This window comes from Pseudomonas sp. CK-NBRI-02 (assembly GCF_008124495.1).
Classification (GTDB): Bacteria; Pseudomonadota; Gammaproteobacteria; order Pseudomonadales; family Pseudomonadaceae; genus Aquipseudomonas; species Aquipseudomonas guariconensis.
The window spans coordinates 98,941-113,957 of the sequence record NZ_VSJH01000035.1; the positions used below are offsets into that span (position 1 = coordinate 98,941).

The window sequence follows — 15,017 nt, forward strand, 5'->3', positions numbered from 1 at the left end:
GGTAATCTTTTATATCGGATAGATATGAAAGTAACTGTCATCAAAAATTAAGCTTCATAGGAAACAAGACAATGGCTGAGCGTCAGAACGGTACCGTCAAGTGGTTCAATGACGAGAAAGGTTACGGCTTCATCACCCCAGAAAGCGGTCCGGATCTGTTCGTGCACTTCCGTGCCATCGAAGGCAACGGCTTCAAGAGCCTGAAAGAAGGCCAGAAAGTCTCCTTCGAAGCCGTGCAAGGCCAAAAAGGCATGCAAGCTGACAAGGTTCAGGTCATCGCCTAAGCGAGATCCAGACTCCCAAAAGCCCCTGCCAAGTGCAGGGGCTTTTTTTTGCCCGTAGAATAGCGGCTTCGTCATACGGAGCGTCATGCATGTCAAAGCCCCTGCTCACCCCTCAGGGTGACTTCCCCCCGGCTGGCCTGGGCCGTCGACTGGCCGCCATGTTCTATGACTTCCTGCTGTGTACCGCCCTGCTGATCGTGACAGCAGGCGTCTACAAGATGGTGCAGATGTCGATCATCGGCGAAGCCCGCATGCGCGAGCTGACCGAGGCCGGCGCCTTGGACGGCGACCCCCTGTTGTCGACCTTGCTGCTGTTCGCCCTCTTCGGTTTCTTCGCCAAGTTCTGGACCCACGGCGGTCAGACCCTGGGCATGCAGGTGTGGGGCGTGCGCGTGCAGAACGCCGATGGAAGCGCGATCAGCCTATGGCAGGCGCTGCTGCGCTTTGTCGTTTCCATCGCTTCCTGGCTATGCCTGGGGCTCGGGTTCTTCTGGGCGTTGATCGACAAGCGCAAGCGTGGCTGGCACGACATCTATTCGGACACACAGCTGGTGCGTGTGCCCAAGCGCAAGCCGTAATGTCGTAGCTACTACGCCCCCTCGCAGGCTTCGCCAGCTCCCGCAGGATCACCTCCGGCCGGCAGACTGCAAAAGCTGTGGGAGCGGATTTACCCGCCAAAGCAGAACGCCACCCACAAAAAAGCCGACCCTAGGGTCGGCTTTTTCATGTCGCTCGGGCCATTACCCTGCCCGACGCAACAACCACACACCCGCCAGCGCACAGATACCGGCCGGGATCACTACCGCCAGCAGCGGCGGGAAGCCGAATACCTGACTGGAAGGGCCGAGCAGGTCCTGGCCAATGCGGAACACGAAGCCCACCAGTACACCGGTGAACACACGCTGGCCCAGGGTCACGGAACGCAGCGGGCCGAAGATGAAGGAGATCGCCATCAGCACCAGGGCCGCGGTCACCATCGGTTGCAGCACTTTGGTCCAGAAGGCCAACCAGTAACGGGCGTTGTTCAGGCCCTGGTCGGACAGGTAGTGAATGTAGTCCCACAAACCGGTGATCGACAGGGATTCCGGCGCCAGGATCACTGTGTTGAGCAGTTGCGGCGTTACCGACACGTCCCAGCGCTCCTGCGGCGCCTTAACCACTTCGGTGTGGTCGCCACGGAAGTAGGTGGTGGCCACGTCGCTCAGCACCCAGTGGTCCTCGTTGTACTGCGCACGGCGCGCAAAGCTGGACGTCACGATGTGTCGCTCGGCGTCGAAGCGGTAGCGGGTCACCCCCAGCAGCAAGCCGTTGGGCTGCACCGAGTTGATATGCACGAACTCTTCGCCCTGGCGGTGCCACATGCCGCGCTTGGAGCTCTGCGCATCACCGCCACCCTGGGCCAGGGAGCGCTCGGCCTGGGCCTTGTTCTCGGTGACTGGCGCCACGTACTCGCCGATCAGCAGGCCGACCAACATCAGCACCAGCATGGGCTTCATCACCGCCCAGACGATACGGCCGATGGACACGCCAGCGGCGCGCATGATGGTCAACTCACTGCTGCTGGCCAGGCTGCCCAGGCCGATCAGGCACCCAATCAGCGCAGCCATCGGCAACATCTCGTACAACCGGCGCGGCGCGGTGAGCAGGACGAAACTGCCGGCATCCATCACGGTGTAGGTATCGCTCAGGTCGCTCATCTCGTCGATGAAGGCGAACAGCGAAGCCAGGCCAAGGATGATGCCCAGCACCGCCAGGATGGCCAGGAGCACGCTCTGGCCGATATAGCGATCCAGTTTAGCCATGGGCCACCTCCGTACGACGGGCGGCACGCTTGAGCTGCAGCGGCTCCCAGTACATCAGGCCCAGGCCGATCAGCAGGAACAGCCCGTGGACCCACCACATGCCCAGGGCGATCGGGATCTTGCCCTTCTCCAAGGCGCCGCGTACGGAAATGAGCATCGTCAGATAAGCCATGTACAGAAGAATGGCCGGCAGCAACTTGAGGAAGCGGCCTTGGCGTGGATTGACCCGGGACAGCGGCACCGCCAGCAGCGTCACGATGAACACCAGCAGCGGCAGGGAAAGGCGCCATTGCAGCTCGGCCTGTTCACGCAGACCGTCCTTGCCGAACAGCTCGGACGTCGGGATGGCTTCACGCTCGGTCACTTCTTCGCTGACTTCGGGCTTGGGCAGCAACACGCCATAGGTGTCGTACTTGATCGCGCGGTAATCGGCCTGGCCGGGGTTACCGTCGTAGCGATAGCCGTTTTCGAGGATCAGGTAGCGATTGCCGTCGGCCTGCACTTCCTGGTGCCCCTTCTCGGCGACCAGCACCGAAGGCGCACGGTCCTTGGTCTTGTCCTGGTTGAAGCGCTTCTCGGAAATGAACACACCACTCAGATTGACGCGATCGTCCGACAGCTGCTCGGTGTAGGTCACCCGCGAGCCATCGCGCAGGGTCTGGAAGCGCCCGGGCACCAGGGTATCGAACTCGGTGAGGGCGTCCTGCTGGTTGATGATCTGCTGCACCTGGGCAACGCCCTGGGGCGCCAGGCTCAGGCTCAGCCAGGCCACCAGCAGGGCGACCAGCGCGGCCGGCGCCATGGTCAGCGCCAGCAGGCGCTGCTGGCTCATGCCAGTGGCAGAAAGCACGGTCATCTCGCTTTCGAGATAGAGCCGGCCATAAGCCAGCAGGATGCCGAGGAACAGGCCCAAGGGCAGGATCAGTTGCAGGAAGCCCGGCAAACGGAAGCCCATGATCAGGAACAGCACGCTCGGATCGAGCACGCCCTGGGCGGCCTGAGCCAGGTACTTGATGAAGCGCCCGCTCATGATGATCACCAGCAGCACGGCGCTGACGGCGCTCAAGGTCACCAGGACCTCGCGGGACAGATAACGAAAGACGATCAAACCAGACACTCCTGGGTTGTCAGGGGCGCAGAGCCAAACAATGACTTGCCGGTTCGCCGACGGCGAACCTCCATATAAAGTGCGCGCATTATCCTGTGATTGACCGCGCCTGTCACTTGGCCGCGCATGACGGCGCATGTCGGGGTTGTCATCCAGGTTCCCCCAGGCTCAAACTGGCAGCTTTTCAAGTGGCACGCGACCTTGCGGCCACACCTGTTTCGGGCGCTTGCACGAGACTGCGCCAACTGACAGATCATTCGGGGACCCTGACATGGAACTGGTTGTAAAAAGTGTAGCCGCCGCCTCCTTGAAAACCGCCACCTTGGTGCTGGCCGTCGGTGAAGGGCGCAAGCTCGGCGACATCGCCAAAGCCGTCGACCAGGCCAGCAATGGCGCAATCAGCGCGGTGCTCAAGCGCGGCGACCTGGCAGGCAAGCCGGGCCAGACCCTGCTGCTGCACAGCCTGCCGGGCCTGAAGGCCGAGCGCGTGCTGCTGGTCGGCAGCGGCAAGGAAGCGCTGGGGGATCGCAGCTGGCGCAAGCTGGTCGCCAGTGTCGCCGGTGTGCTCAAGGGCCTGAACGGCAGCGACGCGGTGCTGGCTCTGGATGACGTCAGCGTCACCGCCCGCGACGCCCATTACGCCAAATACCGCCTGCTGGCCGAGACCCTGCTCGATGGCGAGTACGTGTTCGACCGTTTCAAGAGCCAGAAGGCCGAGCCCCGCGCCCTCAAGAAAGTCACCCTGCTGACCGACAAGCCCGGCCAGGCTGAAGTCGAGCGCGCCGTGAAGCACGCCAGCGCCATCGCCTCGGGCATGTCCTTCACCCGCGACCTGGGCAACCTGCCGCCGAACCTGTGCCACCCGACGTTCCTCGCCGAACAGGCCAAGGAGCTGGGCAAGGCGCACAAGAACCTCAAGGTCGAGGTGCTGGACGAGAAAAAGATCAAGGACCTGGGCATGGGCGCGTTCTACGCCGTTGGCCAGGGCAGCGACCAGCCGCCACGGCTGATCGTGCTCAACTACCAGGGCGGCAAGAAGAGCGAAAAACCGTTCGTGCTGGTCGGCAAGGGCATCACCTTCGACACCGGCGGCATCAGCCTCAAGCCTGGCGCCGGCATGGATGAAATGAAGTACGACATGTGTGGTGCGGCCAGTGTCTTCGGCACCCTGCGCGCCGTGCTGCAGCTGCAGCTGCCGATCAACCTGGTGTGCCTGCTGGCTTGCGCCGAGAACATGCCCAGCGGCGGCGCCACGCGCCCAGGCGACATCGTCACCACCATGAGCGGCCAGACCGTCGAGATCCTCAACACCGACGCCGAAGGCCGTCTGGTGCTGTGCGACACCCTGACCTACGCCGAACGCTTCAAACCTCAGGCAGTGATCGACATCGCTACCCTGACCGGCGCCTGCATCGTCGCCCTGGGCAGCCATACCTCGGGGCTGATGGGCAACAACGACGAACTGGTCGGCCAACTGCTCGACGCCGGCAAGCGCGCCGACGACCGTGCCTGGCAACTGCCGCTGTTCGATGAGTACCAAGAGCAGTTGGACAGCCCGTTCGCCGACATCGCCAACATCGGTGGCCCCAAGGCTGGCACCATCACCGCAGGCTGCTTCCTGTCGCGCTTCGCCAAAGCTTATAACTGGGCGCATCTGGACGTTGCCGGCACCGCCTGGATCAGCGGCGGCAAGGACAAAGGCGCCTCGGGCCGCCCGGTCCCGCTGCTGACCCAATACCTGCTCGATCGCGCCAACGCCTGATGCCACAAGGCCGGTGGCGCCCGCGCGCTGCCGGCCGGTTGACCGAACATGAGCAAAGTCGATTTCTATATCCTGCCCACCGATGCGTTGTCGGCGCGCCTGGATTTCGCCTGCAAGCTGTGCGAAAAGGCCTGGCGCCTGGGCCATCGGGTCTATCTGCACTGTCAGGACGCCGAGCAGCGCAACGCGCTGGACGAGCGCCTGTGGCACTTCAAGGGCGAGGCCTTCGTCCCGCACGACCCTGCCGAGGCCAACGCCGAGGCGGCAGTAGCCCTGGGGCTGGGTGATGACGCCGGCACCCACCGCGACCTGTTGATCAACCTCGGCGCCGAGGTACCGGGGTTCGTCGGCCAGTTCGAACGGGTAGCCGAGATCGTCGTCGAGGAGCCGGGCATTCGCCAGGCTGCGCGAGAACGATTCCGTTTCTACCGCGAACAGGGCTATGCTCTGCAAGACCACCGCTTACAGCGACTTTGACGACGATGGACAAGCACTCTCCCCTGCCCGATTCCGCTCATCTGCTCGACGACCTAGAGTCGATCCGCCAGTTGCTGGGCGATGCCGATCTGCAACCGCCCCTGCTGACCGAAACGGTCGAGCAGATTCCCCTGCTACTCGACGAGCCAGCAGGCAACACCTCGTCAGTGGCCGAGCCTCTCTCGGTCGCAACCACCGAAGACGATCCGCAGACCCGCCGCCAGGACACCCTCCTGCACCTTGAAGCCGACCTTCGCGCCGCTGCCCAACAGATCATGCAAGACGTGATCAACGACTTCACCCCGCACATCGAGAACGAGATCAAACGACGCCTCGATGCACGCATGGAACGTCTGCTCAAGCGCTCCGAATAAACGCCGCTTTTCTTTGCGGGCAAACCCGTCACTACCGGTACACCGCCGCGCTCAAGGCGCGCACGAGGTCCGTGGGGGCAGGTTTGTCCACAAAGAAGACACCGTTGCGCCTACAGATATCAGCAGCTTGTCGCCTGCGGCCCCTGGCTTGGTTATACTTCCCGGCTTTCCCGAATTAATGCCATAGGGTCCCGCCGCGCATGGATAAGACCTACCAGCCGCACGCCATCGAAACTTCCTGGTACAACACTTGGGAGTCCGAGAACTATTTCGCCCCGCAAGGTGCAGGCGAGTCCTACACCATCATGATCCCGCCGCCGAACGTGACCGGCAGCCTGCACATGGGCCACGGCTTCAACAACGCGATCATGGACGCCCTGATCCGCTTCCGCCGCATGCAGGGCCGCAACACCCTGTGGCAGCCAGGCACCGACCACGCCGGTATCGCCACCCAGATGCTGGTGGAGCGCCAGCTCGAGGCCAAGGGCCAGAACCGTCATGACCTGGGCCGCGAGAAGTTCCTGGAGAAGGTCTGGGAGTGGAAGGATCAGTCCGGCGGCAACATCAGCCGCCAGATTCGCCGCCTGGGCTCGTCCGTCGACTGGACCCGCGAACGGTTCACCATGGACGACGGTCTGTCCGAAGCGGTCAAGGAAGCCTTCGTGCGCCTGCATGAAGACGGCCTGATCTACCGTGGCAAGCGCCTGGTCAACTGGGACACCAAGCTGCATACCGCCATTTCCGACCTCGAAGTGGAAAACCACGACGAGAAAGGCCACCTGTGGAACCTGCGCTACCCACTGGCCGATGGCGCCAAGACCGCCGAAGGCAAGGACCACTTGGTCGTTGCCACCACCCGTCCGGAAACCTTACTGGGTGACGCGGCCGTTGCCGTGAACCCGAACGACGAGCGCTACCAGGCCCTGATCGGCAAGTTCGTCGAGCTGCCGCTGGTCGGCCGCCGCATCCCGATCATCGCCGACGATTACTGCGATCCGGAGTTCGGCACCGGCTGCGTGAAAATCACCCCGGCCCACGACTTCAACGACTATGAAGTCGGCAAGCGCCACAACCTGCCACTGCTGAACATCTTCGACAAGAACGCCCTGGTGCTGGCAAGCGCCCAGGCCTTCAACCTCGACGGCAGCGTCAACGAGCAGATCGACACCAGCCTGCCGGCCCAGTACGCAGGCCTGGACCGCTTCGTCGCGCGCAAGCAGATCGTCGCCGACCTGGACGCCCAGGGCCTGCTGGTCAGCATCGACGACCACGCCCTGAAGGTACCCAAGGGCGACCGTTCCGGCACGGTCATCGAGCCCTGGCTGACCGACCAGTGGTACGTCTCTACCAAGCCGCTGGCAGAACCTGCCATCGCCGCCGTGGAAGACGGCCGCATTCAGTTCGTGCCCAAGCAGTACGAAAACATGTACTTCTCCTGGATGCGTGATATCCAGGACTGGTGTATCAGCCGCCAGCTGTGGTGGGGGCACCGCATCCCGGCCTGGTACGACGAAGCCGGCCAGGTCTATGTCGGTCGCAGCGAAGAAGAAGTCCGTGCCAAGCACAACCTGGGCGCCGACGTGGCGCTGCGCCAGGACGAGGACGTCCTCGACACCTGGTTCAGTTCGGGCCTGTGGACCTTCTCCACCTTGGGCTGGCCGGAGCAGACCGAGTTCCTCAAGAAGTTCCACTCCACCGATGTGCTGGTCACCGGCTTCGACATCATCTTCTTCTGGGTTGCGCGCATGATCATGCTGACCATGCACCTGATCAAGAACGAAGATGGCACCCCGCAGGTACCGTTCAAGACCGTGTACGTCCACGGCCTTGTACGTGACGGCCAGGGCCAGAAGATGTCCAAGTCCAAGGGCAACGTCCTCGATCCACTGGACATCGTCGACGGCATCACCCTTGAAGCCCTGCTGGAAAAACGCACCAGCGGCATGATGCAGCCCAAGCTCGCCGAAAAGATCGCCAAGCAGACCAAGGCCGAGTTCCCCGAAGGCATCGCCAGCTACGGCACCGACGCCCTGCGCTTCACCTTCTGCTCGCTGGCTTCCACCGGCCGCGACATCAAGTTCGACATGGGCCGCGTCGAGGGTTATCGCAACTTCTGCAACAAGATCTGGAACGCCGCCCGCTACGTGCTGGACAAAGGCGAGGATTGCGGCCAGAACGGCGAGGCCTACGAACTGTCGCTGGCCGATCGCTGGATCATCTCGCAGCTGCAGCGCACCGAAGCCGAGGTGACCCGCCAGCTCGAGCAGTTCCGCTTCGACCTGGCCAGCCAGGCCTTGTACGAGTTCATATGGAACCAGTACTGCGACTGGTATCTGGAGCTGTCCAAGCCGGTACTGTGGGACGAGAATGCCCCGGTCGAGCGCGCCCGCGGCACTCGCCGGACCTTGGTTCGCGTGCTGGAAGTCGCCTTGCGCCTGGCACACCCGTTCATGCCGTTCATCACCGAAGAAATCTGGCAGCGCATCGCGCCGCTGGCCGGTATCGAAGGCAAGACCATCATGCTGCAACCTTGGCCTGTGGCCAATGAAAGCCGCATCGACACCGCCGCCGAAGGCGATATCGAGTGGCTGCAGCAACTGATGGTAGGTCTGCGCAACATTCGCGCCGAGATGAACATCGGCCCTGGCAAGCCGCTGCCGCTGTTCCTCAAGAACGCCAATGCGCACGACCAGCGTCGCCTGCAGGAGAACGAGGCGCTGCTCAAGAAGCTGGCCAAGGTCGAGTCGTTCACCGTGCTCGGCGAGCAGGACGAAGCACCGCTGTCGGCCACCGCACTGGTGGGTGACTTGCAGGTACTGGTGCCGATGGCCGGCCTGATCGACAAGGACGCGGAACTGGCACGCCTGAGCAAGGAAATCCAGCGTCTGCAAGGCGAAGTCCAGCGCGTAGGCGGCAAGCTGTCCAATGCAGCGTTCGTCGACAAGGCCCCGCCTGCCGTGATCGAAAAAGAACGCGCCAAGCTGGCCGAGTCCGAACAGGCCCTGGCCAACTTGACAGAGCAACATGCGCGGATCGCGGCACTGTAACAGCCGCAGACCTCAGTGATGCCCTCGCGGGACAAGCCCGCTCCCACAGATCAACGACGATCATGTGGGAGTGGGCTTGTCCCGCGATGCTTTTGAGATTTCACCCCATGAATCAAAAACCCACCCTGCACCCGCGCAATCGCCATCAGGGCCGCTACGATTTCCCCAGCCTGATCAAAGCCCATCCTGAGCTGGGCAAATTCACCATTACCAACCCCTATGGCAAGCCGAGCATCGACTTCGCCAATCCCGAAGCGGTACGGGTCTTCAACCGCGCCTTGCTCAAGGCCCAATACGGCATCCAACACTGGGACATCCCGGCCGACTACCTGTGCCCGCCCATCCCTGGACGGGCCGACTACATCCATGTGCTGGCCGACTTGCTGGCCGAGGATTGCGGCGGCGAGATCCCCCGAGGCGTACAGGTGCGCGCGCTGGACATCGGCGTCGGTGCCAACTGCATCTACCCGCTGCTTGGCCACAGCGACTACCGCTGGCGTTTCGTGGGTTCGGACATCGACGCGGTGGCCCTGGCATCGGCCCGGACCATCGTCCAGGCCAACGGCCTGGGCAAGGTCATCTCCTTGCGCCAGCAAGCCAACCGCAAGCACATCCTCACCGGCCTGCTGCAGGATGACGAGCGTTTCGACGTCACCCTGTGCAACCCGCCGTTCCATGCCTCCCGCGACGAAGCCACCCGCGGTAGCCAGCGCAAATGGAAGAACCTTGGCAAACAGGATCCCAAGCGCAAGCTGCCAGTGCTCAATTTCGGCGGGCAGAACAACGAGCTGTGGTGCGAGGGCGGAGAGATCCGCTTCGTCACCCAGTTGGTGGAAGAGAGCGTGCAGTACGCCGGCCAGGTGCTGTGGTTCACCAGCCTGGTATCCAAGGCCAGCAACTTGCCCGGTATCGAGGCGGCGCTAAGGAAGGCAGGCGTGAAGGCACAACAGGTAGTGGCCATGGGGCAAGGCCAGAAACAGAGCCGCATGGTAGCCTGGAGCTTCCAAGACGCCGCCGCGCGCCAAGCCTGGCATCGCTCACGCTGATACCCCTTTCGCGGGCATGAAAAAACCGCGCCCGGACAAGCCGGGCGCGGTTTTTTCAAAGCTTCAACAATTACTTGTTGACGGCGTCGTTCAGGACCTTGGCTGGTACGAACTTGACGACTTTCTTGGCAGCGATTTCGATGGCAGCGCCAGTCGAAGGGTTGCGGCCGGTACGGGCAGGACGCTCGGAGACTTTCAGCTTGCCGATGCCTGGCAGGGTGATTTCAGCGCCGTTTTCCAGTTGGTCGGCGACGATCTGGCCCAGTTGCTCCAGGGCGTTACGCGCGGTGGTTTTCGGCGCGTCGATGGCTTCGGCGATATCGGCAATCAGTTGGTCTTTGGTCAATGCCATGGTGGTGTTCCTTCCCTATCAAATTCAGTGGTTATGCAGCGTGCCAGGTCGGTAATCGGGCCAGCCCCTGAAAAATCCGGCGGGCCGCGCCAATCGCGTATGTAGATACGAAAATCGGCGTTTGGTTCGACACGAGCCCAGCGATCTGCCAGCAATGCGCCACCCAAGGGGCGCAAGACCGCGCAAAGCTACCACAGGAATAGATAAATATCCGCTGCCGACTTCGATTTTATGCAGGTTTTTCGGGGCTTTTATCGTAAAACGCAAAAAATTGAACAAAAAACGAACAACAGACATTTACGCCACTATCTGACCACTGCATCGCCCTCTGCCTGGGTTAAACTGCACGACTTTGCAGCGCGGCCTAGCACCGCCCAACCCCGCTCGAGATTTCCATGCCAATCCGTCATTGCATCGTTCACCTGATCGACAAGAAACCCGATGGCAGCCCGGCAGTCCTGCATGCCCGAGACTCCGAACTCGGCGCTTCCGACGCCATCGAAAACCTGCTGGCCGACCTCAACGACAGCTACAACGCCAAGCAAGGCAAGGCCTGGGGGTTCTTCCACAGCGAATCGGGGGCCTACCCCTTCAGCGGCTGGCTCAAGCAGTACCTGGATGAAGAAAAAGACTTCACCGCCTTCAGCCGCATCGCTGTAGAGCACCTGCAAAAGCTGATGGAAGAATCCAACCTGTCCACCGGCGGCCATATCCTGTTCGCCCATTACCAGCAAGGCATGACCGAGTACCTGGCCATCGCCCTGCTGCACCACAGCGAAGGCGTGGCTGTGAACGCCGAGCTCGATGTCACCCCGTCGCGTCACCTCGACCTCGGCCAGTTGCACCTGGCGGCGCGGGTCAACTTGTCGGAGTGGAAGAACAACCAGAACTCCAAGCAGTACATCTCGTTCATCAAGGGCAAGAATGGCAAGAAGGTGTCGGACTACTTCCGCGACTTCATCGGTTGCCAGGAAGGTGTCGACGGCCCAGGTGAGACCCGTACCCTGCTCAAGGCCTTCAGCGACTTCGTCGAAAGCGAGGACCTGCCCGAGGAGGCCGCCCGCGAAAAGACCCAGACCTTGGTCGACTACGCCACCACTCAGACCAAACTCGGTGAGCCGGTGACACTGGAAGAACTGTCCAGCCTGATCGATGAAGATCGACCCAAGGCCTTCTATGACCACATTCGCAACAAGGATTACGGCCTGTCGCCGGAGATTCCTGCGGATAAACGCACCCTCAACCAGTTCCGCCGTTTCACCGGCCGCGCCGAAGGCCTGTCGATCAGCTTCGAGGCCCACTTGCTGGGATCGAAGGTGGAATATGACGAAGAAGCCGGCACCTTGATCATCAAGGGCCTGCCGACCCAACTGGTCGATCAGCTCAAGCGGCGCAAGGATTGAGCATAGCCGGGGCTGCAGCGCAGCCCCTCATCTAGCCTTCGGTACCTGCATAGGCTGCCACCAGCGCTTCCTTGGCCGATTTGCGCAGCTTTTTCACCAACCGCTCCTGACGCAGTGCCTCGCCTTTGTCCGGCCACTGCTCCATATATACCAGCGCCTGGGCCGGGCTGGTCTTGAAGTAACGCGCCCCCTGCCCCCTCTGATGCTTCAGGAACCGCCGCTGTGGGTCATCACTGATACCGCAATACAGCGAACCGTTGGCAGCCCGCACCAGATAGACATACCAGGGTTTCACATCCCCGCCCGGAGGTTTTTCACTCGGAGCATCCACTCTTTGCGTCATTAATTTGAAACCCAAAGCCCCACTACACCTAACACGAAAATGAACAGGCCGTGGCTATACCGCGCTTTGCTGGTATGTCCGCAACCCCTTGAACGCTTGCTGGCGAACTTTGTTCTGCAGCAACGGCGACCAGCCCAGCAGCAAACCCGGCAGGCCCAAGGCCTGACGCGACCAGCGCCACAGGTCGAAACTGTCGTCATGCTGGCAAATCAGCCCATCGCGGATCACGAAGCGGGCCTGTATGTCGTTGACCACGGTGCGCCCGGTCTGGGTGAACAGATAGCGCGCCACCCAGTGCGCATTCCCCCCGTCCTGATTGGCGCTGACGCTGTCGAAGGTCAGGGAGAAATTTTTGGCACGGCTGGTCAGCATCCGCCACATGTCACCCACCTCACGGCGTCGCAAGGTACCGAAGACAGGGTCACTGAAGGTGATGTCATCGCTGTAGCAAGCCACCATCGCCTCGGCGTCCAGGCGCTGGAAGGCTTGGTAGAAACGTGTGATCAGCTCACGATTGGCGTCGCTCATGGGGCGGATCCCTCCGGGGGCAAACCTCAACGATAATGTGCCCCGCATGGGAGCGCCATGCTCATTCGCGCCATGAATAGGCTTTGTCACACCTTCTCGCTGACCACCTGCACATGCAATGCCCGCCCAGCCCCAAGGCCGAACAGAATCGCCCCAATGCCCAGCGCCGCGAATATCCAGCCCACAGCCGTCCAGCCCCCCGTCAGGTCATGCACCAGGCCTACGGCAAACGGCCCTGCGGACGCCAACGTATAGCCGACCCCTTGCGCCATGCTCGAAAGATTCGCAGCTACGTGGGAATCCTTCGAGCGCAGCACGATCAACGTCAACGCCAGGGCGAACGTACCACCCTGCCCCAGTCCGAGCACGACGGCCCAGCCCCACAGCCCTGAAACCGGTGCATACAAGCAACCGAACAACCCTGCCAGGGTGACCAGCATGACGATGACGATAGCCAGGCGCTGGTCCTTGCCTCGGGTGGCCAGCCAAGGCGCGCTGAGCGAGCTCACCAGTTGCACGATCACCGACCCGGACAACACCAAGCCAGCCTCCGTAGGGCTCAGGCCTCGGCCGATGAGCATCGAGGGGAGCCAGCCAAACACGATGTAGGCCAGCGAAGACTGCAAGCCCATGTACAGCGTGACCTGCCAGGCCAGCGGATCGCGCCATAGACCGCGCACCCGATAGGCCACCTTGTGCAGGCCGTGCCCCTGGCGCGCCTGGGGCAGCCATACCACCATCGCGATCAACGCAGGCACCAGCCAGAAGCCCAAGCCCAAGGCCCAACTGTCATCGAAGTGGCGCGCCAATGGCACCGTGGCACCGGCGGCCAGAGCCGCCCCCAGGCACAAGGCCATGGTATAGACACCGGTCAGGGTACCGGCATGCTGTGGGAAGTCCCGTTTGACGATGCCCGGAAGCAACACGCCGATGATGCCGATGCTCGCGCCGGCCATGACACTGCCCAGAAACACGCCGGTCACCCCCAGGACACTGCGTACCAAAATACCCAGCGCCAAGGTCAGCAGAATGCCCAGCACCACCCGCTCACTGCCAAAGCGTCGAGCCAGGACCGGTGCCAATGGAGCGAACAGGCCAAGACACAGCACCGGCAAAGTCGTCAGCAGGCCCGCCTGGGACGCGTTCAGCCCTAGTCCCTCCGATACTTGGCCCAGTACCGGCGCCATGCTCGACAGCGCAGGACGCAGGTTCAGTGCCACCAGTACCAAGCCAAGCAACAGCAACCATGGCCGCTGCAGCACTACAGGCTGCTGCTGGACCTGCTCGTCGTCGGCTTCGGCGTCGATCAGCAGTTCTTCGAATTCCTGCTGGCGATGAGCAGTTTCGTGAATGGTGGGTTCGGCCATGGGCGTCTCATTGTCAGGATTCAATTAGGGTACGGCTCAAGTGCTTGGCACGTTCCGGATCACATTGTTCGATGGCATCGACGATCTGACCGTGCAGGTCGAATACCGTCTGGCACCGGGGGGTGGTCGCCATGTTGTGCTCCAACGCCGCTGCCACAACGCCGGAAAAGTAACGGTAGAGCTCGCTCAACGCAGGGTTGTGGGCGGCGTCCACTAACTGCTGGTGAAAGACCAAGTCGCACTCAACGTAAGTCTTTATATCGCCATGAAAATGCGCAGCAGTGTTCTGCAAAGCCTGGCGCAGGCGGTGTATATCCGCTTCGGTGCGGCGCTGGGCGGCCAGGCCGATCGCTTCGGTTTCCAGAATACGGCGAGTTTCCCGGGCCTGTTCCGACGTGCAGCGGGCCATGGCCTGGACCGCCTGGAGCGGGTCTTGGGCGGTGCGCAGGTAACTACCATCGCCTTGGCGGATCTCGACCAGGCCGCTGAAGGCGAGCACGCGCATGGCTTCACGAACGGTGTTGCGGCTGATGCCTAGTTCGTGGGCGAGTTCGGGTTCAGTGGGCAGGCGTTGGCCGATGGACCAGATACCGCTGGTGATGCGGGTGCGGAGTTGGTCGACGGCTTGTTCAACTAGGGAGCGTTTGATGAGTAGGGTCATGGGTAGATCCGGTCATCGGATGAATTTTGGGTAAGATAGCTGGGTGGTGGGAGTGGGGCAAGGTTTCGGGCTTGGGCTTGGGCTTGGGCTTGGGCTTGGGCTTGGGCTTTCAGGCTGTGTGAATATCCGGTGTTGGTGGGGGCGCCACCGGCGCTTTTCGCCTTTACGGCGACCTACTTTTGCTCTTGGGCAAAAGTAGGCAAAAACCGCTGGCTCCCACATGCGGCCCCTGCGCTGCGCTCCGGGGTTCCCTCCGCTCCGGTGCCTTTCGGGGCTTCGCGGCCTCCGGTTTGCTGCGCAAACCTCCATCTCGCGACTTCGGCTCAAGCCGAAGGGCGCTGCGCGCCTGCCCCTACAGACACCTCCACTCGGCCTCCTGAGGTCGCGATGGGTGGTGTCTGGACTATCGCGCATCAAAAGCAACGGCAACGGCAACGGCAAACAAGTTAATTGTTTGGGTGTT

Annotated in this window: 15 protein-coding genes; 8 read left to right on the forward strand and 7 right to left on the reverse strand. The window is 62.1% G+C overall.

The genetic code is table 11. The features are described from left to right. The first annotated feature begins 71 nt into the window (after positions 1-71). The gene (locus DQ397_RS20040; protein ID WP_043210709.1) at positions 72-284 is read left to right on the forward strand and encodes a cold-shock protein; all 213 of its coding nucleotides are present in this window, start codon (positions 72-74) and stop codon (positions 282-284) included. An 89-nt stretch (positions 285-373) separates the two neighbouring features. Then, the gene (locus tag DQ397_RS20045) at positions 374-862 is read left to right on the forward strand and encodes an RDD family protein (RefSeq protein ID WP_043210711.1); all 489 of its coding nucleotides are present in this window, start codon (positions 374-376) and stop codon (positions 860-862) included. A gap of 162 nt (positions 863-1,024) precedes the next feature. Here DQ397_RS20045 and lptG read toward each other — a convergent pair whose 3' ends face one another. Both lptG and lptF read right to left on the reverse strand, forming a co-directional pair. After that, positions 1,025-2,086 carry an LPS export ABC transporter permease LptG gene (gene lptG, locus DQ397_RS20050; protein WP_043210713.1) on the reverse strand — a complete coding sequence of 354 codons (1,062 nt, stop codon included), beginning with the start codon at positions 2,084-2,086 and terminating at the stop codon, positions 1,025-1,027. Next, entirely contained in the window at positions 2,079-3,194 is a 1,116-nt protein-coding gene (gene lptF / locus DQ397_RS20055) for an LPS export ABC transporter permease LptF (RefSeq protein ID WP_043210715.1), read from the reverse strand. The genes lptG and lptF overlap by 8 nt, the downstream gene beginning before the upstream one ends. A gap of 271 nt (positions 3,195-3,465) precedes the next feature. On the opposite strand from lptF, the gene DQ397_RS20065 reads away from it, so the two are divergent. From DQ397_RS20065 to rlmF, 5 genes are all read left to right on the forward strand, one after another. After that, positions 3,466-4,956 (forward strand): leucyl aminopeptidase, encoded by a 1,491-nt coding sequence (locus DQ397_RS20065; RefSeq protein ID WP_043210717.1) that lies wholly within the window; start codon positions 3,466-3,468, stop codon positions 4,954-4,956. Between the two features lie 48 nt (positions 4,957-5,004). Continuing rightward, a complete protein-coding gene (locus DQ397_RS20070) occupies positions 5,005-5,433 on the forward strand; it encodes a DNA polymerase III subunit chi (protein ID WP_043210720.1) in 429 nt (142 codons plus the stop codon). 5 nt (positions 5,434-5,438) lie between these two features. Then, entirely contained in the window at positions 5,439-5,807 is a 369-nt protein-coding gene (locus DQ397_RS20075; RefSeq protein ID WP_043210722.1) for a hypothetical protein, read from the forward strand. A 200-nt stretch (positions 5,808-6,007) separates the two neighbouring features. Continuing rightward, complete coding sequence (locus tag DQ397_RS20080) at positions 6,008-8,854, forward strand: valine--tRNA ligase (RefSeq protein ID WP_043210725.1); 2,847 nt, start codon at positions 6,008-6,010, stop codon at positions 8,852-8,854. 107 nt (positions 8,855-8,961) lie between these two features. Continuing rightward, positions 8,962-9,900, forward strand: a complete 939-nt coding sequence (gene rlmF, locus DQ397_RS20085) for a 23S rRNA (adenine(1618)-N(6))-methyltransferase RlmF (RefSeq protein ID WP_043210726.1) — start codon at positions 8,962-8,964, stop codon at positions 9,898-9,900. A gap of 70 nt (positions 9,901-9,970) precedes the next feature. On the opposite strand, the gene DQ397_RS20090 is transcribed toward rlmF, so the two are convergent. Further along, positions 9,971-10,252, reverse strand: coding sequence for an HU family DNA-binding protein (locus tag DQ397_RS20090; protein WP_043210728.1), 282 nt, complete (start codon positions 10,250-10,252; stop codon positions 9,971-9,973). A gap of 395 nt (positions 10,253-10,647) precedes the next feature. Here DQ397_RS20090 and yejK point away from each other — a divergent pair, with 395 nt between their 5' ends. Next, entirely contained in the window at positions 10,648-11,655 is a 1,008-nt protein-coding gene (gene yejK / locus DQ397_RS20095; RefSeq protein WP_043210730.1) for a nucleoid-associated protein YejK, read from the forward strand. Positions 11,656-11,686: 31 nt separating this feature from the next. On the opposite strand, the gene DQ397_RS20100 is transcribed toward yejK, so the two are convergent. The 4 genes from DQ397_RS20100 to DQ397_RS20115 all read right to left on the reverse strand — a co-directional run bounded on the left by DQ397_RS20100 (position 11,687) and on the right by DQ397_RS20115 (position 14,554). Then, complete coding sequence (locus DQ397_RS20100; protein ID WP_052352455.1) at positions 11,687-11,998, reverse strand: GIY-YIG nuclease family protein; 312 nt, start codon at positions 11,996-11,998, stop codon at positions 11,687-11,689. A gap of 54 nt (positions 11,999-12,052) precedes the next feature. Beyond that, entirely contained in the window at positions 12,053-12,526 is a 474-nt protein-coding gene (locus tag DQ397_RS20105) for a nuclear transport factor 2 family protein (RefSeq protein ID WP_043210733.1), read from the reverse strand. An 86-nt stretch (positions 12,527-12,612) separates the two neighbouring features. Continuing rightward, positions 12,613-13,893 carry an MFS transporter gene (locus DQ397_RS20110; RefSeq protein WP_043210734.1) on the reverse strand — a complete coding sequence of 427 codons (1,281 nt, stop codon included), beginning with the start codon at positions 13,891-13,893 and terminating at the stop codon, positions 12,613-12,615. 13 nt (positions 13,894-13,906) lie between these two features. Continuing rightward, on the reverse strand, positions 13,907-14,554 hold the full coding sequence (locus DQ397_RS20115) for a FadR/GntR family transcriptional regulator (RefSeq protein WP_043210736.1): 648 nt from the start codon (positions 14,552-14,554) through the stop codon (positions 13,907-13,909). Between the last annotated feature and the right edge of the window lie 463 nt (positions 14,555-15,017).

What these genes read in the sequence shown, in the direction of transcription:
- DQ397_RS20040 (WP_043210709.1), top strand. Translation starts at nt 72, where the DNA reads ATGGCTGAGCGTCAGAACGGTACCGTCAAGTGGTTCAATGACGAGAAA.
- DQ397_RS20045 (WP_043210711.1), top strand. Translation starts at nt 374, where the DNA reads ATGTCAAAGCCCCTGCTCACCCCTCAGGGTGACTTCCCCCCGGCTGGC.
- lptG (WP_043210713.1), bottom strand. Translation starts at nt 2,086, where the DNA reads ATGGCTAAACTGGATCGCTATATCGGCCAGAGCGTGCTCCTGGCCATC.
- DQ397_RS20065 (WP_043210717.1), top strand. Translation starts at nt 3,466, where the DNA reads ATGGAACTGGTTGTAAAAAGTGTAGCCGCCGCCTCCTTGAAAACCGCC.
- DQ397_RS20070 (WP_043210720.1), top strand. Translation starts at nt 5,005, where the DNA reads ATGAGCAAAGTCGATTTCTATATCCTGCCCACCGATGCGTTGTCGGCG.
- DQ397_RS20075 (WP_043210722.1), top strand. Translation starts at nt 5,439, where the DNA reads ATGGACAAGCACTCTCCCCTGCCCGATTCCGCTCATCTGCTCGACGAC.
- DQ397_RS20080 (WP_043210725.1), top strand. Translation starts at nt 6,008, where the DNA reads ATGGATAAGACCTACCAGCCGCACGCCATCGAAACTTCCTGGTACAAC.
- rlmF (WP_043210726.1), top strand. Translation starts at nt 8,962, where the DNA reads ATGAATCAAAAACCCACCCTGCACCCGCGCAATCGCCATCAGGGCCGC.
- DQ397_RS20090 (WP_043210728.1), bottom strand. Translation starts at nt 10,252, where the DNA reads ATGGCATTGACCAAAGACCAACTGATTGCCGATATCGCCGAAGCCATC.
- yejK (WP_043210730.1), top strand. Translation starts at nt 10,648, where the DNA reads ATGCCAATCCGTCATTGCATCGTTCACCTGATCGACAAGAAACCCGAT.
- DQ397_RS20100 (WP_052352455.1), bottom strand. Translation starts at nt 11,998, where the DNA reads ATGACGCAAAGAGTGGATGCTCCGAGTGAAAAACCTCCGGGCGGGGAT.
- DQ397_RS20105 (WP_043210733.1), bottom strand. Translation starts at nt 12,526, where the DNA reads ATGAGCGACGCCAATCGTGAGCTGATCACACGTTTCTACCAAGCCTTC.
- DQ397_RS20110 (WP_043210734.1), bottom strand. Translation starts at nt 13,893, where the DNA reads ATGGCCGAACCCACCATTCACGAAACTGCTCATCGCCAGCAGGAATTC.
- DQ397_RS20115 (WP_043210736.1), bottom strand. Translation starts at nt 14,554, where the DNA reads ATGACCCTACTCATCAAACGCTCCCTAGTTGAACAAGCCGTCGACCAA.